General features: G+C 61.0%; 20 protein-coding genes and 1 pseudogene. 13 read left to right on the top strand and 8 right to left on the bottom strand.

Translation table 11 applies throughout. The features are described 5' to 3' along the window. The first annotated feature begins 186 nt into the window (after nt 1-186). The 3 genes from AACY42_RS11890 (at nt 187) to gcvH (ending at nt 3,478) form a co-directional block, all read left to right on the top strand. On the top strand, nt 187-1,803 hold the full coding sequence (locus tag AACY42_RS11890; protein WP_339479501.1) for an ABC transporter permease: 1,617 nt from the start codon (nt 187-189) through the stop codon (nt 1,801-1,803). A 155-nt stretch (nt 1,804-1,958) separates the two neighbouring features. Next, the gene (gcvT, locus tag AACY42_RS11885) at nt 1,959-3,041 is read left to right on the top strand and encodes a glycine cleavage system aminomethyltransferase GcvT (RefSeq protein WP_339479499.1); all 1,083 of its coding nucleotides are present in this window, start codon (nt 1,959-1,961) and stop codon (nt 3,039-3,041) included. A gap of 53 nt (nt 3,042-3,094) precedes the next feature. Next, complete coding sequence (gene gcvH, locus AACY42_RS11880; protein ID WP_339479498.1) at nt 3,095-3,478, top strand: glycine cleavage system protein GcvH; 384 nt, start codon at nt 3,095-3,097, stop codon at nt 3,476-3,478. 85 nt (nt 3,479-3,563) lie between these two features. Here the strand turns inward: gcvH and AACY42_RS11875 are convergent, their stop codons facing one another. The 5 genes from AACY42_RS11875 to AACY42_RS11855 form a co-directional block, all read right to left on the bottom strand. After that, a complete protein-coding gene (locus AACY42_RS11875; protein ID WP_339479497.1) occupies nt 3,564-3,881 on the bottom strand; it encodes a DUF2388 domain-containing protein in 318 nt (105 codons plus the stop codon). 68 nt (nt 3,882-3,949) lie between these two features. Next, entirely contained in the window at nt 3,950-4,399 is a 450-nt protein-coding gene (locus AACY42_RS11870; RefSeq protein WP_339479496.1) for an NfeD family protein, read from the bottom strand. A gap of 9 nt (nt 4,400-4,408) precedes the next feature. Next, nucleotides 4,409-5,329, bottom strand: coding sequence for an SPFH domain-containing protein (locus AACY42_RS11865; RefSeq protein WP_339479495.1), 921 nt, complete (start codon nt 5,327-5,329; stop codon nt 4,409-4,411). 259 nt (nt 5,330-5,588) lie between these two features. Further along, nucleotides 5,589-7,373, bottom strand: coding sequence for a GspE/PulE family protein (locus AACY42_RS11860; RefSeq protein ID WP_339479494.1), 1,785 nt, complete (start codon nt 7,371-7,373; stop codon nt 5,589-5,591). Between the two features lie 144 nt (nt 7,374-7,517). Then, the gene (locus tag AACY42_RS11855; RefSeq protein ID WP_339479493.1) at nt 7,518-7,856 is read right to left on the bottom strand and encodes a hypothetical protein; all 339 of its coding nucleotides are present in this window, start codon (nt 7,854-7,856) and stop codon (nt 7,518-7,520) included. Between the two features lie 125 nt (nt 7,857-7,981). Between AACY42_RS11855 and AACY42_RS11850 the strand changes: the two genes are divergently transcribed. Continuing rightward, nucleotides 7,982-8,452 carry an Lrp/AsnC family transcriptional regulator gene (locus AACY42_RS11850; RefSeq protein WP_339479492.1) on the top strand — a complete coding sequence of 157 codons (471 nt, stop codon included), beginning with the start codon at nt 7,982-7,984 and terminating at the stop codon, nt 8,450-8,452. A 126-nt stretch (nt 8,453-8,578) separates the two neighbouring features. Here the strand turns inward: AACY42_RS11850 and AACY42_RS11845 are convergent, their stop codons facing one another. Further along, entirely contained in the window at nt 8,579-9,946 is a 1,368-nt protein-coding gene (locus tag AACY42_RS11845; protein WP_339479491.1) for a CYTH domain-containing protein, read from the bottom strand. A 158-nt stretch (nt 9,947-10,104) separates the two neighbouring features. Between AACY42_RS11845 and argE the strand changes: the two genes are divergently transcribed. From argE to AACY42_RS11830, 3 genes are all read left to right on the top strand, one after another. Beyond that, on the top strand, nt 10,105-11,262 hold the full coding sequence (gene argE / locus AACY42_RS11840) for an acetylornithine deacetylase (protein WP_339479490.1): 1,158 nt from the start codon (nt 10,105-10,107) through the stop codon (nt 11,260-11,262). Nucleotides 11,263-11,400: 138 nt separating this feature from the next. Beyond that, nucleotides 11,401-12,699, top strand: coding sequence for an amino-acid N-acetyltransferase (gene argA, locus AACY42_RS11835; protein ID WP_339479488.1), 1,299 nt, complete (start codon nt 11,401-11,403; stop codon nt 12,697-12,699). Between the two features lie 472 nt (nt 12,700-13,171). Beyond that, the gene (locus tag AACY42_RS11830; protein ID WP_339479487.1) at nt 13,172-14,497 is read left to right on the top strand and encodes an OprD family outer membrane porin; all 1,326 of its coding nucleotides are present in this window, start codon (nt 13,172-13,174) and stop codon (nt 14,495-14,497) included. Between the two features lie 96 nt (nt 14,498-14,593). Here AACY42_RS11830 and hepT read toward each other — a convergent pair whose 3' ends face one another. Further along, nucleotides 14,594-15,022: a type VII toxin-antitoxin system HepT family RNase toxin gene (gene hepT, locus AACY42_RS11825; RefSeq protein WP_214510042.1), complete on the bottom strand. Its 429-nt coding sequence runs from the start codon at nt 15,020-15,022 to the stop codon at nt 14,594-14,596. Continuing rightward, nucleotides 15,012-15,407: a type VII toxin-antitoxin system MntA family adenylyltransferase antitoxin gene (mntA, locus tag AACY42_RS11820; protein ID WP_014340760.1), complete on the bottom strand. Its 396-nt coding sequence runs from the start codon at nt 15,405-15,407 to the stop codon at nt 15,012-15,014. Before mntA ends, hepT begins: the two co-directional genes overlap by 11 nt. A 340-nt stretch (nt 15,408-15,747) precedes the next feature. Here mntA and AACY42_RS11815 point away from each other — a divergent pair, with 340 nt between their 5' ends. The 6 genes and pseudogenes from AACY42_RS11815 to ssuB all read left to right on the top strand — a co-directional run bounded on the left by AACY42_RS11815 (nt 15,748) and on the right by ssuB (nt 21,089). After that, nucleotides 15,748-16,386, top strand: coding sequence for a peroxiredoxin (locus AACY42_RS11815; protein ID WP_339479485.1), 639 nt, complete (start codon nt 15,748-15,750; stop codon nt 16,384-16,386). 300 nt (nt 16,387-16,686) lie between these two features. Beyond that, a pseudogene (gene ssuE / locus AACY42_RS11810) lies at nt 16,687-17,267 on the top strand (NADPH-dependent FMN reductase). 90 nt (nt 17,268-17,357) lie between these two features. Next, the gene (locus AACY42_RS11805; protein WP_339479483.1) at nt 17,358-18,323 is read left to right on the top strand and encodes a sulfonate ABC transporter substrate-binding protein; all 966 of its coding nucleotides are present in this window, start codon (nt 17,358-17,360) and stop codon (nt 18,321-18,323) included. Between the two features lie 24 nt (nt 18,324-18,347). Then, entirely contained in the window at nt 18,348-19,496 is a 1,149-nt protein-coding gene (gene ssuD, locus AACY42_RS11800; RefSeq protein WP_339479481.1) for an FMNH2-dependent alkanesulfonate monooxygenase, read from the top strand. 7 nt (nt 19,497-19,503) lie between these two features. After that, complete coding sequence (ssuC, locus tag AACY42_RS11795; protein ID WP_339479479.1) at nt 19,504-20,286, top strand: aliphatic sulfonate ABC transporter permease SsuC; 783 nt, start codon at nt 19,504-19,506, stop codon at nt 20,284-20,286. After that, on the top strand, nt 20,283-21,089 hold the full coding sequence (gene ssuB, locus AACY42_RS11790) for an aliphatic sulfonates ABC transporter ATP-binding protein (RefSeq protein ID WP_339479477.1): 807 nt from the start codon (nt 20,283-20,285) through the stop codon (nt 21,087-21,089). Before ssuC ends, ssuB begins: the two co-directional genes overlap by 4 nt. The last annotated feature ends 11 nt before the right edge of the window (nt 21,090-21,100 follow it).

The raw sequence follows: 21,100 nt of genomic DNA, 5'->3' as shown, positions 1-21,100 counted from the left end.
GTCGGACCTGTCGGACCTGCGTAGGAGCTGTGTAGGAGCTGTCGAGTGCAACGAGGCTGCGATCTTTCCCCAGCCACTTGAATCTCAAGCGAAAGATCAAAAGATCGCAGGCTTCGCCAGCTCCTACAGAGCCCAGCGGGAGCAAGCTCCCTCGCCACATGACCGTTTGCTTAACGAGAGTATTCCTTGGCCCACCCCGCCCAACGCCGCTGGTATCCCCTGGTCTTCGCCATCGCCGCGCTGGTCTTGTTGCCCCTGAGTGTCTTGCTGCTGTCCTGGCAGAGCATCGACCAACAGATCTGGTCCCACTTGTGGGAGACGCAAATGCCGCGTTTGTTGGGCAACACCCTCACGTTGATCCTTGGCGTGGGTGTCGGGGTGACGTTGCTGGGTGTCAGTCTGGCCTGGCTGACCAGCCTGTGTGAATTCCCCGGGCGACGCTGGCTCGACTGGGCGTTGATGCTGCCGTTTGCGATTCCAGCCTACGTGTTGGCGTTTGTCTTCGTTGGCCTGCTGGACTTTGCAGGCCCCGTACAGACGCTCATGCGTGAATGGTTCGGCAGCGACCTGCGCCTGCCCCGGGTTCGTTCCACCGGTGGGGTGATCCTGGTGCTGGTGCTGGTCTTTTACCCTTACGTCTATCTGCTGGCGCGCAGTGCATTCCTGGCCCAGGGCAAGGGTTTGATGGAAGCTGCCCGAGTGCTCGGGCAGTCGCCGTGGCAGGCGTTCTGGCGCGTGGCGCTACCGATGGCCCGGCCGGCCATCGGTGCGGGCGTGGCGTTGGCGCTGATGGAGACCCTGGCGGATTTCGGCGCGGTGTCGGTGTTCAACTTCGACACCTTTACCACCGCGATCTACAAGACCTGGTATGGCTTCTTCAGCCTCTCCAGCGCTGCCCAGCTGGCCAGCTTGCTGTTGCTGGCGGTGATGCTGGTGCTCTACGGCGAACGCCGGGCCCGCGGTGCCCACCGAGCCAGTAACGAGCGCCCCCGAGCCAAGGTTTTGTATACGTTGCGTGGTCTCAAGGCCGTGGCAGCCAGCAGTTGGTGCTTCCTGGTGTTCGCCTGTGCCTTTGTCATTCCGATGCTGCAGTTGGTGGTGTGGTTCTGGCAACGCGGTCGTTTCGACCTGGACGAACGTTATGCCGGGCTGATCGTCCACACCCTCTACCTGGGCGGCCTGGCCGCGTTGATCACCGTTTGCGTGGCCTTGCTGCTGGCGTTCGCCCGCCGGCTGGCGCCAACCCGCCCGATTCGTGCCGGCGTCGGCCTGGCGAACCTGGGCTATGCCTTGCCCGGTTCAGTGCTGGCGGTCTCGATCATGCTTGCATTCAGCTACCTGGACCGTGAGTTGGTCATCCCGCTGTCGACCTGGCTCGGCGGGGCAGGCAAGCCGTTGTTGCTGGGTAGCCTGTCGGCGCTGTTGCTGGCGTATCTGGTGCGCTTCCTGGCCGTGGCCTACGGTCCGTTGGAGAGCAGCCTGGCGCGGATTCGGCCGTCCTTGCCCGAGGCGGCACGCAGCCTTGGGGTCAGTGGGCCACGACTGTTTTTCAAAGTGTATCTGCCCTTGCTGTTGCCCGGCACCTTGAGCGCGGCGTTGCTGGTGTTCGTCGACGTGCTCAAGGAAATGCCCGCGACCCTGCTGATGCGCCCGTTCGGCTGGGACACGCTGGCGGTGCGGATCTTCGAGATGACCAGCGAAGGGGAGTGGGCCCGGGCCGCGCTACCGGCGCTGACGTTGGTACTGGTGGGGTTGTTGCCAGTCATCGGATTGATACGACGTTCGGCCCATCGAAACAGCTAGGTGCCAGTCCCACCTCATGCGGCTACAATGCGCGGCATTCGGTGCGGTCCGTCTGTCGGACCGGGCAACTGAGAACGTCAGAAAACTCCTTTTTTCAAACGTTCGCGCTATGCAGTGCCCGTCCGCACCTTCGCCAAGCCCGGAAGGAGAAACCCATGGGACAGCGTACGCCTCTGTATGACCTTCATCTCGCCCTCGGCGCAAAGATGGTCGATTTTGGCGGTTGGGATATGCCTTTGCATTACGGCTCGCAAGTCGAAGAGCACCATCAGGTGCGTCGAGACTGCGGAGTGTTCGATGTATCCCACATGACCGTGATCGATGTCGACGGCCCCCAGGCCAAGGTTTGGCTGCAGCGTTTGCTGGCCAATGATGTCGATCGTTTGCAGGACACAGGCAGTGCCTTGTACAGCGCGATGCTCAATGAGCGCGGCGGCATCGTCGACGACATGATCATCTACCGTGTCGAGGACGGTTATCGATTGGTTTTCAACGCCTCGACTCGCGATCAGGATCTGGCCTGGATGCAGGCACAGCTCGGTGGCTACGACGTGCAGTTGCATGAGCGCCCCGAACTGGCGATGCTGGCGATCCAGGGGCCCCAGGCCCGGCAGAAGATAGCCGAACTGGTGACACAGCCGCGTGGGCAAATCATCCAGCAACTCAAGCCTTTCGAAGGTCGCGCCGACGGTGAATGGTTCATCGCCCGGACCGGCTACACTGGCGAAGATGGCTTGGAAATCGTCCTGCCCGCCCAGGAGGCGCCGGGTTTCTTCAACGACCTGGTAGGTGCTGGTATTTCGCCGATTGGCCTCGGCGCCCGCGATACTTTGCGCCTGGAGGCCGGCATGAACCTCTACGGCCAGGACATCAGCCAGGACGCTTCGCCGTTGGCCTCGAACATGGCCTGGAGTATCGCCTGGGTGCCGGCGAGCCGCCAGTTCATTGGGCGCAGCGCCCTGGAAGCCGAGCTTGCCAGCGGTGTGCAGCACAAATTGGTCGGGCTGGTGCTGGAAGAACGGGGTGTTTTGCGCGCCCATCAGGTGGTTCGCATCGCCAATGTTGGCGAAGGGGAGATCACCAGTGGTAGCTTTTCTCCTACGCTTAGCAAGTCGATCGCTCTGGCACGTGTTCCGATGGCTACGGCTGACCGGGCCGAGGTGGAAATTCGCGGTAAGTGGTACCCGGTACGGGTGGTCAAACCGACCTTCGTCCGCCATGGCAAAACCCTGATCTAACCTTTTTGCGGCGGGCCGCTGGCCGCTGACACTTTCTCTTGAGGACACAGAATATGAGCGATATCCCTGCCGAACTGCGTTTTGCCGAAAGCCATGAGTGGGCGAAAAAGGACGACGACCTGATCGTCGTGGGCATCTCTGACCATGCCCAGGAGGCACTGGGTGACGTGGTGTTTGTCGAGTTGCCGGAAATCGGCAAGGTGTTCGCGGCCGGTGATGCGGCGGGTGTGGTGGAGTCGGTGAAGGCTGCCTCGGACATCTATTCGCCCGTGGCAGGTGAAGTCGTCGAAGTCAACGAAGCCCTGGGCAGCGAGCCGGAAGCATTGAACAACAAGCCTTACGATTCGTGGATCTTCAAGGTCAAGCCATCCAATGCTGAGGCTGACCTGGCCAACTTGCTTGATGCGGCGGGCTACAAGGCCGCTATCGGCGAGTAACGCCTGATACCTGTGGGACAGCCTGGGGTGTTCACCGGGCAAAAAAATGCCGCTCAATCGAGCGGCATTTTTTATTGGCCGGGCATCAGTCCTGGGCGACGGCGTTTTTCGCCAGGATCGCGTTGGCCAGTTCCATGTCGGTGGCTTGCAGGCCTGGGTTGTCGGCACGCACTTTCTGCATCGCCGCTTCCAGGTAGGGGCCCCGAATACCGCCGTCACTGGCGACGAAGCTGCCGGCGTCGTCCTGGGCGGCGGCGATCAGCTTGTGATCCTTGAAAGTCAGGTAGGTGGAACCGGTGGTCGCACCGGATGAGATGACGTTACGCCAAAACGTGTCGGCCATTGCCGAGCCAGCAGAAAGAGATAGCAAGGCTAGGGTCGCGACAGCAAGTTTGAGACGCATGATAGGTGACTCCACTGGGTTAACTATGACGTTGGATTACCTGCGCCGTTGTTCAGTTCCATGGCTTCTCAGTCAGCCCGTTCCACCTGCAGCACCACGCCTTCCTGCGCCACCACCCTGACCCGCGTGCCCACGGATGACTCGGGCCCCTTGGCCAGCCAGACGCTGTCGGCCACCTTGATCTTGCCGCGGCCATCGATAATCGCTTCATGAACCTGGAAGACCTTGCCGATCAGCTCTTGCCCGCGCAGGTTCAGGTGCGGTTGATCGCTTTGGCGCACCGCGCTGCGCTGGCGCCGCCACCAGTACAATGCTGTTGCGATGGAGAAGAGGCCGAACAACAGGAACTGCAGCTCCCACGGCATCTGCGGCAAGATGAACGTGAGCACACCGACTGCCGCGGCGGCCATGCCGATCCACAACAAGTAGCCGCCGGCGCCGAACACTTCAAGGATCAGCAGGATGACGCCCAGCGCCAGCCAGTCCCAGTACGACATGTGTTGCAGGAACATCCACATACGCGTGCCTCAGGCTTTCTTGCTGTCGAAGGTGGCCTTGACGATCTCGCCAATGCCGCCGACCGCACCGATGACCTGACTGGCTTCCAGTGGCATCAGGATCACCTTGCTGTTGTTGGCCGAAGCCAGTTTGCCCAGCGCATCGATGTATTTCTGCGCGACGAAGTAGTTCACGGCCTGGACGTTGCCGTCGGCAATTGCCTGGGACACCACCTGGGTGGCCAGCGCTTCGGCTTGTGCCTGGCGCTCGCGGGCCTCGGACTCCAGGAACGCGGCCTGGCGGCTGCCTTCGGCCTCGAGGATTTGCGCCTGCTTCTTGCCTTCGGCGGTGAGAATCGCCGACGCTCGCAGGCCCTCGGCTTCGAGGATCTGGGCACGCTTGATACGTTCGGCTTTCATCTGCCCCGACATGGCGGCCATCAGGTCGGCCGGCGGGCTGATGTCCTTGATCTCGATCCGGGTGATCTTGATGCCCCACGGCGCTGTGGCTTCATCGACGGTGCGCAGTAATTTTTCGTTGATACCATCGCGCTGGCTCAGCATCGCGTCCAGTTCCATGGACCCCAGCACGGTACGGATATTGGTTTGCAACAGGTTACGGATGGCGTGCTCGAGGTTGTTGACCTCGTAGGCCGCCTGGGCCGTATTGACCACCTGGAAGAAACACACGGCGTCGATCTGCACGGTGGCGTTGTCGGAGGTAATGACTTCCTGCGGCGGGATATCCAGTACGCTTTCCATGACATTGATCTTGTGCCCGATACGATCCATCACCGGAATGATGATGTTCAGGCCGGGCTTGAGCGTGTTGGTGTAGCGGCCAAAGCGTTCGACGGTCCATTGGTAGCCCTGGGGCACGACCTTGAAACCCATGAAGAGAATGGCGACCACGAGGCCGATGAAAAGTAAAAGTACGCTACCAATCTGCATGACGGTTCCCTGTGCGAATTGAGATGGACCTGCGAGCCCTGAGTGTAAGGCAAGCGACCATTATCTTCCCTATAGTCCTTGTGCCGTGGAGATTTAGTGACACGTTGAGCCCTGTAGGAGCTGCCGAAGGCTGCGATCTTTTGATCTTGATCTTGATCTTTCGCTTCCGGCTCAATTGTCTGGGACAAGATCGCAGCCTCGTTGCACTCGACAGCTCCTACCCAGCCCCTACGGCTCAGCGGGGATCAACTTCCCGTCGCTATTTCTGTTCGCTCTGCGGCGTCACCCGCAGCACTTCCTCAACGGTGGTCAAGCCTGCCGCCACTTTTTGCGCCCCGGACAGTCGCAGGCTGCGCATGCCTTCCTTGAATGCCTGGTGGCGCACCGCCAGGAGGTCGGTGTCGGGGTGGATCAAGGCCTTGACGCTGTCGGTCAGTTGCATGATTTCGTAGACGCCGGCACGGCCGCGGTAACCGGTGTCACGGCATTCCAGGCAACCGACGGCTTGTTGGGCATTGCCCGGCAGCGGCGCCTGCCAGGGCCGGGTCAGGGCTTGCCAGTCATCTTCATCCAGGGTCAGGGGGGCCTTGCATTGCGGGCACAGGACGCGCACCAGCCGCTGGGCCATGACCCCGAGCACGGTGGCCTTGATCAGGTAATGGGGCACACCCAGCTCCAGCAGGCGACTGATGGCGCTCGGCGCGTCGTTGGTGTGCAGCGTCGACAGGACAAGGTGCCCGGTGAGCGCCGCCTGGATCGCCATTTCGGCGGTCTCCAGGTCGCGGATCTCACCGATCATGATGATGTCCGGGTCTTGTCGCATCAGCGCCCGCACCCCGGCAGCGAAGGTCAGGTCGATGTTGTGCTGGACCTGCATCTGGTTGAAGGAGGCCTCGACCATTTCAATCGGGTCCTCGATGGTGCAGAGGTTCACTTGCGGCGTCGCCAGTTTCTTGAGGGTGGTGTAGAGCGTGGTGGTCTTGCCGGAACCGGTGGGGCCGGTCACCAGGATGATGCCGTTGGGCTGGCGGGTCATGTCCTGCCAGCGACGCAGGTCATCGGCGGAGAAACCGAGTTGGTCGAAGTCCTTGAGCAACACTTCCGGGTCGAAGATCCGCATGACCATTTTTTCGCCGAACGCGGTGGGCAAGGTCGACAGGCGCAATTCCACTTCGCCGCCGTCCGGGGTCTTGGTCTTGACCCGACCGTCCTGGGGTTTGCGTTTTTCCGCGACGTTCATCCGCCCCAGGCTCTTGAGACGACTGACGATTGCCATCGTGACCTGCGGCGGGAACTGATAGACGGTGTGCAGCACCCCGTCGATGCGAAACCGCACGGTGCCCTGCTCGCGGCGCGGTTCGATGTGGATATCACTGGCGCGCTGCTGGAAGGCGTACTGGAACAGCCAGTCGACGATATTGACGATGTGGGCGTCGTTGGCGTCCGGCTCCTGGTCGCTGGCGCCCAGGTTGAGCAACTGTTCGAAATTGCTCAGGTTGCTCGGTTGCTGATCGACCGTGGTGGCGCCGCTGACCGATTTGGCCAGGCGATAGAACTCCACGCTCAAGCGCTGGATGTCCACCGGGTTGGCGACCACCCGCTTGATCGGCAGTTTGAGCACGTGGGTCAGGTCGGCTTCCCAGCTGTTGACGTAGGGCTGTGCGCTGGCGATGGTGACGGCGTCACGATCGACCGCCACCGCAAGGATCTTGTGGCGCTGGGCAAAGGCATAGGACATCAAGGGCGTCACGGCCGCGACGTTGATTTTCAACGGGTCGATGCGCATGTACGGCTGGTCGGCCTGCTGGGACAGCCACAGGCTCAGGTTCTCCAGGTCCAGGTGCTTGCCAGGTCGGCTGAGATCGTCCAGGTGCTGGTTGGCGATGAACTCCAGCGGATGCAACTGGCTATTGGCGCTGTGACGTCGGCGGGCGTTCAGCGCGGTTTCGGCTGAATCCTGGCTGATGAGGCCCTGGGCGACCAGTTGGCGTAGCAGATCGTTGAGGTCCAGCCAGCGGTCCTGAGTGGCGTGTTTGGTGGACATGCGGGTTCCTATTGGACAATTGCAGCAAAGCCGCGATACAGACGCTTCGGCGTCCTCGCTCGGTCTGCAAAAGAATAGTCCCGACGCCGTAGGCCGTTGGGCCACTACCTGAACAATGCGTTACCAATTCTTGCCCGTAGGCGTTCAGCAGACGGCTTGGGCCGGCCCAGCGTGCGCAATATCGGCGTCCTGCAGGTCCACCGAGCAGACGCTGATCAAGTTACGTAATTTTTCAGCGATGACCTGGGCACGGTGCCAGCTCAGTCCATCCATGACGATGTCCAGCGACAGCATCTCGTCGAGGCGTTCGATACGAACCTGCTGCGGCGTCAGGCCCTGCAAGGCAAACAGGTTCAACGCCCGGCACAGTAAATCCGGCTCGGCTTCGGCCAATATCTGGTACTGCACCCGGCAATGGGGATTGGCGGCGTGCCAGACGTCGGCGCGGGTCGGGGTTATGGCAATGGCTTCGAGTGGGGGCATGTTCGTCTCCTTGGTGGCGGGAGAAATATTTACATGCGCTCCGGGGTATTTCTTATCTAAGATGAGTGATTATCGCGATATTTCGATTCCCTTTATTCTCAAAATCAATCATTTCGGGTTTGATTATGCACGGCGAACTGGATAGCTACGACCGCAGGATACTGGCACTGCTACAGGAGGACGCCTCGCTATCCAGTGCGCAGATCGCCGAACAGGTCGGTTTGTCTCAATCGCCGTGCTGGCGGCGGATCCAGCGGATGAAGGAGGAGGGCATCATTCGCGGCCAGGTGACCTTGCTGGATCGCAAGAAAATTGGCCTCAACACGCAGATCTTCGCCGAAATCAAACTCAACGCCCACGGTCGCTCGAACTTCACCGAGTTCACCGAGGCGATCCGCGGCTTCCCCGAAGTGCTGGAGTGTTACGTGCTGATGGGGTCGGTGGATTTTCTGCTGCGCATCGTCACGGCGGACATCGAGGCGTATGAGCGATTCTTTTTTGAAAAGCTGTCGATGGTGCCGGGGATCCAGGAAGTGAACTCGATCGTGGCGCTGTCGGAGATCAAGTCGACGACGAGTCTACCGGTGTTGCGCTGAGTTCTATGGAGGATGTGCTGGCCTCTTCGCGAGCAGGCCCGCTCCCACCATGGATCCTTCAGTGAACACGAATAGCGCGTACGACCGATAGCCCATATGGGAGCGAGCTTGCTCGCGATGGCGGTATTACAGGCGCAGCAAAGTCTTCCAAGCCCGATTCTGGTAAACCGCGATTGCCTGCTGCTTACGCGCATCCAGCGTTTCGTCGGTGATCGGTTGGTTGGCCAGTTGCGCTAGTTTGTTCAGCTCGCCGTAGAGGCGATCCATTTCCGGGATATCCAGCGCAAGGCGGGCGTGGTGTAGCCAGGCCTGGATGCGCTCGATGCGCGGCAGTTGCTCGGCCAGGTCTTCCGGCTGCTGCTGGTAGCGTTGCAGTTGCAGGGACGAGGATTCTTCGCCGAGCAGGCGCGGCAGCCAGCTGCCCAGTTGCGCCGCGCCCTGGCGATTGCCCCGGGTGTTGCGCTCGGCGGCCCAGCTGCGAGCCAGCAGCCAGCGTGAAGTGTTGAGGGAAAACAGGCCCCAGCGTGGGTCTTGCAGCTCTTCCAGGAACTGTTCCGGCGCCGCCTTGCGCACGTCTTCGTCATCCAGGCCGGCCTGGACCAGTGGGCGCCAGTCTTCCAGCAACGCGTCCAGGGCCAGGCGCAAGTCGTGGGTCGATTGGCGCGGCGCGGCCTGGCCGAGGCTGCTGAGCAAGGCACGCAGCTCGGCGAGGTTTTCCACCCAGTCCTGCAGCAGGCGCCAGTGGCCGTTGAAACGGTATTGTTCGGCCAGGCGCTGGCTGCTGCCGAGCAAATGCCAGCTCAGCGCGGCGAAGGCGTCATCCAATGGCGTTTCGGCGGTCAGTTGCGGGGCCGGCAGGCTCAGGGCGTAGCTGCCTGCGTCATACAGGCGATAGCCACGCTCGGCCTTGCTGATGTCGCAAGGCATCAAGGGCAGGGTCGCGGCCAGCTCGGCGGCCAGTTCCAGCAGGGCGGCGGGTTCACCTTCGCGCAGTTCCAGCTCCAGTTCGCAGATTTCTTCCTTCTGCTTGCCGACCACGACGTAGCCCAGGTCCAGGGCGGCTTCAATGACCACCTTGCTTTTGCCACGGCCCCAGGCGATTTCAGCGCGTTCGCGAACGAAATCGGTGGTGAAGATGGCCTTGAGGGTTTTCTTGTCCAGTTCGGCCAAGGCCTCGGGCCAGCATTCGCCGTCGAGTTTTTTCAAGTCGAGCTTGGCCTTGGGCAGGTGCCAATCGTACTCGTTGCGCTCGGACAGGCCGGCAACGCTCTGACCGCGGGTCTTGAGGGTCTGGATCACCTCTTCGCCGTCGCGACGCAGGCGCAGGGCGACCTTGGCCCGGGCCAAGTCACGCTCCGGCGTGTCGAAATACTGGTTCATCAGTTCGTGGCGTTCCCAGCCACTCTTGTTGCGTTTTTTCAGCAGCGGATGCTCGCGCAAGGCTGCCAGGGTCTCGCGGCTGACGCGGAGTTTGATTTCGGTTTCTTTCTGCATGGCCGGAAAATCCAGGGATCGGGTGCGCAGCCGGGGGAAAGTGTGGCTGCCAAGGCCGTGCAGTGTACAGGAGTCACCCGCCCTAGGTGCTGCGACGGTTTATTCCTGGCGTCGGATGGTTCTATGATGGACATCAATCTGTAAGCCCGGAGTCAGCGATGCCTTTGCCGTCCATGAAAGATCAATTCGCTGCCCTGATCGCCACGCCTTCGGTCAGTTGTACCCAGCCTGGGCTGGACCAGTCCAACGGTGCCGTGATCGAGCTGCTGGCAGGCTGGCTCACTGAGCTTGGGTTCTGCTGTGATATCCAGCAGGTCAGCCCCGGCAAATTCAACCTGCTGGCCAGTTTCGGCAGTGGCCCCGGCGGCCTGGTGCTGGCTGGCCACAGCGATACGGTGCCGTTCGACGGCGCGTTGTGGCAGACCGATCCGCTGAAGCTCACCGAGGTCGATGGCCGTTGGGTTGGCCTGGGCAGCTGTGACATGAAGGGCTTTTTCGCCTTGGTCATTGAAGCGGTCAAGCCGCTGCTGGACCAACCGTTCAAGCAACCGTTGCTGATCCTCGCCACCTGTGATGAAGAAAGCTCCATGGCCGGCGCCCGGGCCCTGGCCGATGCCGGGCGACCGCTGGGGCGTGCGGCGGTGATCGGTGAGCCGACGGGCTTGCGGCCGATTCGCCTGCACAAAGGCGTGATGATGGAGCGCATCGACATTCTCGGGCGCAGCGGCCACTCCTCCGACCCGAGCCTGGGCCACAGCGCGCTGGAAGCCATGCACGATGCCATGGGCGAACTGCGCGGGCTGCGCCTGCAATGGCAGCGTGAGTTCCGTAACCCGCAGTTCACTGTGCCGCAACCGACCCTGAACTTCGGCTGCATCCATGGTGGCGACAACCCCAACCGGATCTGCGGCCAGTGTTCCATGGAATTCGACTTGCGGCCCTTGCCGGGCATGGACCCGCAAGTGCTGCGGGCAGCGATCCAACAGAAGCTCGACCCCATCGCCGAACGCCATAAAGTCAAGATCGACTACGCACCGCTGTTCCCTGAAGTGCCACCCTTCGAGCAGGCCGAAGACTGCGAGCTGGTACGGGTGGCCGAGCGACTCACCGGCCATCGTGCCGAAGCAGTGGCGTTTGGCACCGAAGCGCCTTATCTTCAGCGCCTTGGCTGCGAAACCCTGGTGCTCGGCCCTGGCGATATCGCCTGCGCCCACCAGCCGGGCGAGTACCTTGAAATGTCACGTTTGCAACCTACCGTACAGCTGTTGCAACAATTGATCGGTCATTACTGCCTGACACCGGCCACGGTCGGTTAAATTGCCCCCTCGCGGGGCCGTATTCATCACTTGAGGAGAGCGCGCGTGTCGCCAAGCCTGTTCCGACGATAACCACCAGCCCGTTGTGCGTTCTGTTTCGTCTTTTTTTTGGCTGTTATTTATTACAGGTCCAGGTTCATGCCCGAATACGTCAATTGGCTTCGTCACGCTTCGCCCTACATCAACGCCCACCGCGATTGCACCTTCATCGTCATGCTGCCCGGCGACGGGGTGGAACACCCTAATTTCGGCAACATCGTCCATGACCTGGTCCTGCTGCACAGCCTCGGCGTGCGCCTGGTGCTGGTCCATGGTTCGCGGCCGCAGATCGAGACCCGCCTCGCCGCACGGGGCCTCACGCCCCATTACCACCATGGCATGCGCATCACCGATGCCGAGACCCTGGAGTGTGTGATCGACGCGGTCGGTCAGTTGCGCATCGCCATCGAGGCTCGCCTGTCCATGGACATGGCGTCCTCGCCCATGCAGGGCTCGCGGCTGCGGGTTGCCAGCGGCAACCTGGTCACGGCACGGCCGATCGGTGTGCTCGAAGGCGTGGATTATCACCACACCGGTGAGGTGCGCCGGGTCGATCGCAAGGGCATCAATCGTTTGCTGGACGAGCGCTCCATCGTGCTGCTGTCGCCGTTGGGTTATTCGCCCACCGGAGAGATCTTCAACCTCGCCTGTGAAGACGTTGCCACCCGGGCGGCCATCGACCTGGCAGCCGACAAGCTGCTGCTGTTCGGTGCCGAGCAGGGGCTTATCGGTGAGGACGGGCGGCTGGTTCGCGAATTGCGCCCGCAACAGGTTCCGGGCCATATGCAACGCCTGGGCGGCGACTATCAGGCCGAATTGCTGGATGCGGCAGCCCAGGCCTGTCGTGGCGGCGTGGCCCGCAGCCATATCGTCAGCTATGCCGAGGACGGTGCGCTGCTGGCCGAACTGTTCACCCGCGATGGCAGCGGTACGCTGGTGGCCCAGGAGCAATTCGAGGTGGTACGCGAAGCGGCCATCGAGGACGTTGGCGGCCTGTTGGACCTGATCAGCCCGCTGGAAGAACAGGGGGTCCTGGTGCGTCGCTCCCGCGAAGTGCTGGAGCGCGAGATCGAGCAGTTCAGCGTGGTCGAGCGCGAAGGTATGATCATCGCCTGCGCGGCGTTGTACCAGATTGCCGATTCGGATGCCGGGGAACTGGCCTGCCTGGCCGTGAACCCGGAGTACCGCCACGGTGGCCGGGGCGATGAACTGCTGGAGCGGATCGAAGCCCGGGCCCGCGCCAAGGGGCTCAAGACGTTGTTCGTACTGACGACCCGGACTGCCCACTGGTTCCGCGAACGCGGTTTCGAGCCCAGCAGCGTCGAGCGCCTGCCGGCGGCGCGGGCATCGCTCTACAACTATCAGCGTAATTCGAAGATTTTCGAAAAATCCTTGTAGGCGATCTTCGGGAAATTCTCCCTGCCGCGATCTTCTTGATTTCAGACAATGAGCAGCTAGCCTGGAACACGTCAAGATCGCGGCATGCGCGAGCTGTCGTGAACAGGAATCGAAGGCGCAGGAGGCGCGCAAACATAGCTCGCTGCCAAGAATTCTCGGCCTTGTAAATTCCCGACGAGTCATCGTTCAGTAATCCCCTGCGTCGCCGATAAGTCCTGTCACGGCCTGATGGTGCTGTTGCAGTGGCCTTATGTCGAAGCGGGCTGAAAACTGTTGAAACAATTATTTTTTGAATGATAAAGAATTCATTGTCCTGCGGGCCGGTGTAGAGGAGTTAGACCTTGGTCGTAGTCATAAATGGTTACGATTGACTTGTCAGTCACGGTCTGGCGCTAATCGCGCATCCGCGGATTCCGGGCGTTCGACCCGGAGCCAAAGGCACACAAGAATTAGAAAACGAGAGGAGCGAAGCATGAACAAGTCCACCTTGGCCCTGGCTGTGGCCGTTGGGGTTTTGGCGCAGCAGGCAGGCGCCGCTGGTTTTATCGAGGACAGCAAGGCGTCTGTCAGTTCTCGTACCCTGTACTTTGATAACGATAACCGCGAAGGCGGCAATGACCAGCGTGAGACGGCTACTGGCCTGAAATTCGACTACAAGTCCGGCTTCACTCAAGGTGTTGTTGGTTTCGGTATCGATGCCCAAGCACTGGTCGGTATCCACCTCGATGGCGGCAGAGGCCATCACCCGGATACCAACTCCTTCGTTCCAAGCGATTCCGATGGCTCCGCCGTACACGACTGGAGCCGTCTGTCCGGCAACGTGAAAGCGCTGTTCTCCAAGACCGAGGCCCACCTGGGTGGCGCCCTGGCGCCTAACCTGCCGATCCTGGTCGCCAGCGACGGTCGTCTGCTGCCGCAAACCTTTGAAGGTGGCACCATCACCTCCAAGGAAATCGACAATGTGACGTTCAACGCCGGTCAGCTGGAACACGTTGTGGGTCGTGCCGGCACCAACAGCACTGGCATGTCGGTAAACGGCGGTACTGAAGACAGCAACCAGTTCCGTTACGGCGGTGCCGACTGGAAGGTCACCAAGGACCTGACGCTGCAGTACTACTACGCCAACCTGCAGGATTACTACAAGCAGCACTTCCTGGGCGCAGTACACGTTTTCCCGATCAGCGAAGGCCAGTCGTTCAAGACTGACCTGCGTTACTTCGACAGCAGCTCGGATGGCCGCAACGGTGATGCGGGCTATCGCTTCAACAACAACGGTGGCTACGCCAAGAACCCGGGCGAGGTCGATAACAAGACCTGGAGCGCCATGTTCACTTACACCCTGGGTGGCAGCGCGTTCCTGTTGGGTCATCAACAAGTCGGTGATGACGGTGGCTTCGTCTACCTGAACCAGGGTAGCCTGCTCAATGACGCCGGTCGTAACGAAGGCGCGGGTGGTTCCAGCTTCTACCTGTTCACCGACAGCATGATCAACGCGTTTGTCCGTGCTGGTGAAAACACCACCTTCGGTCAATACTCCTACGACTTCACGGCCCTGGGTGCTCCAGGCCTGAAGGCTTCGATTGCCTACCTGCACGGTGATGACATCAAGTCGGCTACCGGCGGCAGCGACACTTCCGAGTGGGAACGTGACATGCGCCTGGACTACGTCGTCCAGCAAGGCCCTCTGAAAGGCTTCGGCACCACCCTGCGTCACGGTACCTACCGTGGCAGCAGCACCGGTATTGCCGACCAGGATCAGACCCGCTTGATCTTCAACTACACTTACAACTTCATGTAAGACGTAGCGAAGTAAAAAAAGCCCCGCCCGGCAGCACGCCGGGCGGGGTTTTTGCGTTTTTGGGGACGCGAGAGGGTTCTTTTAGCGTTCCCGCCGCTATGGTGCGGACTCCGCCGCGTCCTTACGCAGGATGAATGTGCTGAATGCAAGAAAGTCATCCAGATGTCCGGTAATGATCGCGACCATGATCGGCAACTGCAGGGCTTGGTAGTCATGCACGGCGATATTCCTGAAGCCCACCATGTTCTTCAGGTTCTTCACCAGGCCTTCTTCCACCCAGCCCCCTTGAAAAAGCAACTCGAATGTATCGCGGGCACTTTGCGGGACCCCCAATCGCTCACGTCGAATCAAATGCTGTCCCATATCCAGTGCCGCTTCGCACGCACGCTGGATGTTCAGGACGGCCGAATCCTGGCGAGTGAAATCGGTGGCAAACGTAGCGGGATCTTTCTCGTATTCCTCTCGCACCCTGGCGACGCAACGCTCGATACTCGCTGCTTTATTGATCAGTACGTCATCGGCCATACACGCTGCCTTCTTCCTGAATATCCTTGAGCAATCCCGCCCGAGCCTCATCGAGAGCGGTTTTTTCGCTGAGAATAAAACACTCGAACAACCCCGCCTGTACGTCTCTGGCCCAGAGCCTCTGACCTCGGGTAAGGATCTGGTACTGCATCACGGTCGTTGCCTCGCGTAGATCGATCAGATCCACCGGACTGCCCGCGATATCCGCCAAATCACCTGAAAGCTGCCATAACGACACAGGATCGACCTCGCCGGACAAGAGCACAGCCAAATCGACATCACTGTCAGGCCCGGCGGTGCCCTGTGCATGGCTGCCGAACAGGTAAACCGCCAGCAGTCCAGGGAGATGGTTTTGCAGATGGGCCAACAAGGCTTGAGTGTTCATGCTGCCTATCCTAGCCGCTCGTCCTGAAATCGCGTCAATAATTTCCGCAGTAGTGTGGGTACAAAACAAAAAAAAGCCCCGCCCGGCAACACGCCGGGCGGGGCTTTTGCGTTTCGGGTCTGGCCCACCCCTGTAGCCTTCCCCGAACCTTCTCCTCTTTACAGCAACTCGAGGCCTTCTCGAACCTCGCTGACGATCTTGTGCCGGTATGCGTTATGGCGCCAGTGAACAGTTTTTTATATTCACTAAAGATCTACATAAATGGATATTCATTCTTTTTAAAGCAATCGAAAGCGGTGCAAAGTTTGGACTCACAACCCTCTCATCCAGGAGCCGCACCATGAGCCTCAGACTCGGCGACATCGCCCCCGACTTTGAACAGGATTCCAGCGCCGGCAAGATTCGCTTCCACGAATGGCTCGGCGACAGCTGGGGCGTGCTGTTTTCCCACCCGGCGGACTTCACGCCGGTCTGCACTACCGAACTGGGCCTCACCGCCAAGCTCAAGGACGAGTTCGCCCAGCGCGGAGTCAAGGCTATTGCCCTCTCGGTGGACCCGGTGGACTCACACCACAAGTGGATCGAGGACATCAACGAGACGCAAAACGCTGTGGTCAATTTTCCGATCCTGGCCGATGCTGACCGCAAGGTGTCGGACCTGTACGACCTGATCCACCCCAACGCCAGCGACACTTTGACCGTGCGCTCACTGTTCGTGATCGACCCGAACAAAAAAATTCGCCTGACCATCACCTACCCGGCCAGCACCGGGCGCAATTTCAACGAAATCCTGCGAGTGATCGACTCCCTGCAACTGACCGACAACTACAAAGTCGCCACCCCGGCCAACTGGCAGGACGGTGATGACGTGGTGATCGTGCCGTCGCTCAAGGATGAAGAGGAACTCAAGCAGCGCTTTCCCAAGGGCTACCGCGCTGTGAAACCTTACCTGCGGTTGACCCCCCAACCTAACCGCTAACGCAAAAACTTGTGGGAGCGAGCCTGCTCGCGAGGGTGTCGGATCTGCCTGCGTCGAGGTTGGCTGATAAACCGCTATCGCGAGCTGGCTCGCTCCCACAAGGTGCTCTGTGCACCAAGGGTTTTGGCTGTTTCGACGGCCTTTTTGTATTGCGCCAAGGAAACTGAGTTGCATATCTCTAAACTGCATAACCAAATGAATAAATATAATTTAAAGGTATATAGATCCCCTGGTATGGTTTGACCCATGCAGCGAGATCGCCCACCGCGAATCGCACGTGACAGTTAAGGAATAGCAGGCATGTTGGTCGTCTCACTCGGTGGCAGTCCCAGCCAACGCTCCCGCTCCGGAGTGCTGTTGGAGCGCTCGCAACGCTGGTTGCAGCAGCAAGGTGTGGACGTGGTGAGTTATCAGGTGCGCGACTTCCCGGCCGAAGACCTGCTCCATGCCCGTTTCGACAGCCCAAAGGTGGTCGACCTGCTCCAGCAGATCGAAAATGCCGACGGCCTGTTGATCGCCACGCCGGTGTACAAGGCGTCTTTTTCCGGTGCGTTGAAGACCGTGCTGGACCTGCTGCCTGAATGGGCCCTGGCCCATAAAGTGGTGTTGCCGATGGCAACCGGCGGCAGCATCGCCCACATGCTGGCAGTGGATTACGCACTCAAGCCGGTGTTGTCGGCGCTCAAGGCCCAGGAAATGCTCCACGGGATCTTTGCCGAAGACAACCAGATCGCTTATGGCGAAGGCAGCGCCCAGGCGCAATTGGCAGCGGCCCTGCAACAGCGCCTGGACGAGGCGCTGGAACAGTTTTTCAGCGCCATGGCCCGCCGGCCCCCAGTGTATTGAACGAACGTTTGTTGAGTGCTCGCTGGAGCATTTGAACCCCGAATACCCTGATTCAACTCACCTTACTCAGCCGCCAACGGCCCAGCAGGTGCAGCCAAAACCCCACAGCAAAAAGGAGAGGCGCCATGCGCACTGTCATTTTGCGTCGCGGGCTGGTCGCTCTGTTTGCTGCGGCTGTGTCCCTCGGCGTCATCACCCAAGCTCAAGCCGAAACCTTGCGGATCGGTTATCAGAAACACGGCACCCTGGTGCTGCTCAAGGCCAAGGGTTCATTGGAGAAACGTCTCGCAGTCCTCGGCGTGGATGTGCAATGGACCGAGTTCCCCGGCGGCCCGCAGTTGCTTGAAGGCTTGAACGTCGGCTCCATCGACTTCGGCGTGACCGGTGAAACCCCGCCGGTGTTTGCCCAGGCCGCGGGCGCCGACCTGCTCTACGTCGCTTACGAGCCACCGGCGCCCACCAGCGAGGCGATCCTGGTGCCCAAGGGGTCGGCCATCCAGTCGGTGCAAGACCTCAAGGGCAAGAAAGTCGTGCTGAACAAAGGCTCCAATGTCCACTACCTGTTGGTGCGGGCGCTGGAGGATGCAGGCCTGAAGTATTCCGATGTCCAGACCGTTTTCCTGCCGCCGGCCGACGCCCGCGCCGCCTTCGAGCGTGGCAGCGTCGATGCCTGGGTGATCTGGGATCCGTACCAGGCTGCCGCCGAACAACAGTTGCAGGCATGCACCCTGCGTGATGGTAAAGGCATCGTCGATAACCACCAGTTCTACCTCGCCACCAAACCTTACGCGCAAAAAAATCCCCAGGTCATCACGACGCTGGTGGAAGAGGTGCGCGCAGTGGGGGAGTGGTCCAGGGCCAACTCTGAAGACGTGACCAAGCAACTATCGCCGCTGCTCGGTCTGCCCGCCGACATCACCCTGACGTCGGTGAAACGCCAAGACTATGGGGCGTTGTTCCTCACGCCGGAAGTGGTGGCGGCGCAGCAGAAAATCGCCGACAGCTTCTACCAGCTCAAATTGATTCCCAAACCCTTGAGCATCAAGGACGTGATCTGGACGCCGCCGGCGACCGTTGCGAACGCGCAGTAATTCGATCCCTTAGGAGACCACACCATGAGCCTCAATATTTTCTGGTTCCTGCCTACCCACGGCGACGGCCATTACCTCGGCACTGCCGAAGGCGCCCGCGCCGTCGATCACGGTTACCTGCAACAAGTTGCCCAGGCTGCGGATCGACTGGGTTTTGGCGGCGTGCTGATCCCCACCGGGCGTTCCTGCGAGGACTCTTGGCTGGTGGCCGCTTCGTTGATTCCGGTGACCCAGCGCCTGAAATTCCTCGTCGCCCTGCGCCCCGGGATCATTTCCCCGACGGTGGCAGCGCGTCAGGCCGCAACCCTGGACCGATTGTCCCGCGGGCGCGCGCTGTTCAACCTGGTGACCGGCGGCGACCCGGATGAGTTGGCCGGCGACGGCCTGTTCCTCGACCACGAGCAACGCTACCAGGCGTCGGTGGAATTCACCCGCATCTGGCGCCGGGTGCTGGAAGGCGAAACCGTGGATTACGACGGTGAGCACATCAGTGTGAAGGGCGCCAAGTTGCTCTATCCACCGATCCAGCAACCGCGTCCGCCGCTGTATTTCGGTGGCTCGTCGCAAGCCGCCCAGGACCTGGCGGCCGAGCAGGTGGACATGGTGCTGACCTGGGGCGAGCCGCCCGCGGCCGTTGCGCAGAAAATCGAACAAGTGCGAGCCAAAGCCGCGAAGCTTGGCCGTACCGTGCGCTTCGGCATCCGCCTGCATGTGATCGTGCGTGAAACCAACGCCGAAGCCTGGCAAGCGGCCGACCGGCTGATTTCCCACTTGGACGACGACACCATTGCCGGTGCCCAGGCTTCCCTGGCGCGCTTCGACTCAGTGGGCCAGCAACGCATGGCCGCCCTGCACGGTGGCAGTCGCGACAAGCTGGAAGTCAGCCCCAATCTCTGGGCCGGCGTTGGCCTGGTTCGCGGCGGTGCCGGTACGGCGCTGGTGGGCGATGGTCTGACCGTGGCGGCGCGGGTCAAGGAATACGCCGACCTTGGCATCGACACCTTTATCTTTTCCGGTTATCCACACTTGGAAGAGGCCTATCGCGTGGCGGAACTGCTGTTTCCCCACCTGGACGTAGAGCGTCCGGAGTTGCCCAAGAGCCAGGGCTATGTGAGCCCGTTCGGTGAAATGGTCGCCAACGATATTTTTCCCAAAACCGCATCCCAGAGCTGAGGCAACCATGAAGAAAATCATTCACAGCCTCGCCCCCTGGGTGGTGCCGCTGCTGTTGCTGGCGGCATGGCAACTGTCGGTGTCGGCCGGTGGGTTGTCCACGCGGATCCTGCCGGCACCCGTGGCCGTGATCGAGGCCGGGGTCAACCTGGTGCGTAGCGGTGAGATCTGGACGCACCTGGCGATCAGCGGTTGGCGCGCAGCGGTGGGCTTTCTGATCGGCGGCGGCATCGGCCTGGCGCTGGGCTTCATCACCGGTTTGTCGAAATGGGGCGAGCGCCTGCTGGACAGTTCCGTACAAATGCTCAGGAACGTCCCGCACCTGGCGCTGATTCCGTTGGTGATCCTGTGGTTTGGCATTGATGAGTCGGCGAAGATTTTCCTGGTGGCGCTGGGCACGTTGTTCCCGATCTACCTCAACACCTACCACGGGATTCGCAACGTCGATCCGGCGCTGGTGGAGATGGCCCGCAGTTATGGCTTGTCCGGCTTGCGCCTGTTTCGCCAGGTGATCCTGCCGGGCGCCTTGCCTTCGATCCTGGTGGGCGTGCGCTTCGCCCTGGGCTTCATGTGGTTGACGCTGATCGTGGCGGAAACCATCTCGGCCAGCTCCGGCATTGGCTATCTGGCAATGAATGCCCGGGAGTTCCTGCAAACCGATGTGGTGGTGCTGGCGATTCTCCTGTACGCCGTGCTGGGCAAATTGGCTGACCTTGCCGCCCGCGGGCTTGAGCGGGTCTGGCTGCGCTGGCACCCGGCGTACCAAGTGAACAAGGCAGGTGCCGCATGAACGCCCAACAACCTTCGCGCCTGCTGCGTGGCATCCCGCTGGCCGTGCGCAAGCTGCAAAAAACCTTCGGCACGCGCCAAGTGCTGCGTGATATCGACCTGCATGTCCCGGCCGGACAGTTCGTGGCCGTGGTCGGTCGCAGCGGCTGTGGCAAAAGTACCTTGCTGCGGTTGCTGGCCGGCCTCGATCAACCCACGGACGGCCAACTGTGGGCGGGCTCGGCAGCGTTGAGTGCTGTGCAACAGGAAACACGGTTGATGTTCCAGGAAGCGCGCTTGCTGCCCTGGAAAAAAGTCATTGATAACGTCGGCCTCGGGCTCAAGGGCCACTGGCGTGCGCAGGCGTTGCAGGCACTGGAAGCCGTCGGCTTGGCCGACCGTGCCCATGAGTGGCCGGCGGCGTTGTCCGGCGGACAGAAACAACGGGTGGCCCTGGCCCGCGCGCTGATTCATCAGCCACGCCTGTTGCTGCTCGATGAACCCTTGGGAGCCCTGGACGCCCTGACCCGTATCGAGATGCAGCAACTGATCGAAAATCTCTGGCAACAGCACGGCTTCACGGTGTTGCTGGTGACCCACGATGTCAGCGAAGCGGTGGCGATTGCCGATCGGGTGATCTTGGTCGAGGACGGCCAGATCGGCCTCGACCTGCCCATCGACCTGCCACGCCCACGGGTTCGCGGCTCTCATCGCCTGGCGAGCCTGGAAACCGAAGTCCTCAACCGCGTGCTGTCCTTGCCCGGTCAACCGCCGGAACCGGAACCCGTTTCACCCTTGCCCACGCAATTGCGTTGGGCGCAATAACATCCTCCAGA

Origin of the sequence: Pseudomonas sp. RL_5y_Pfl2_73 (assembly GCF_963970515.1) — a bacterium.
Classification (GTDB): Bacteria; Pseudomonadota; Gammaproteobacteria; order Pseudomonadales; family Pseudomonadaceae; genus Aquipseudomonas.
This window is presented reverse-complemented; position numbering and strand designations above follow the sequence as displayed.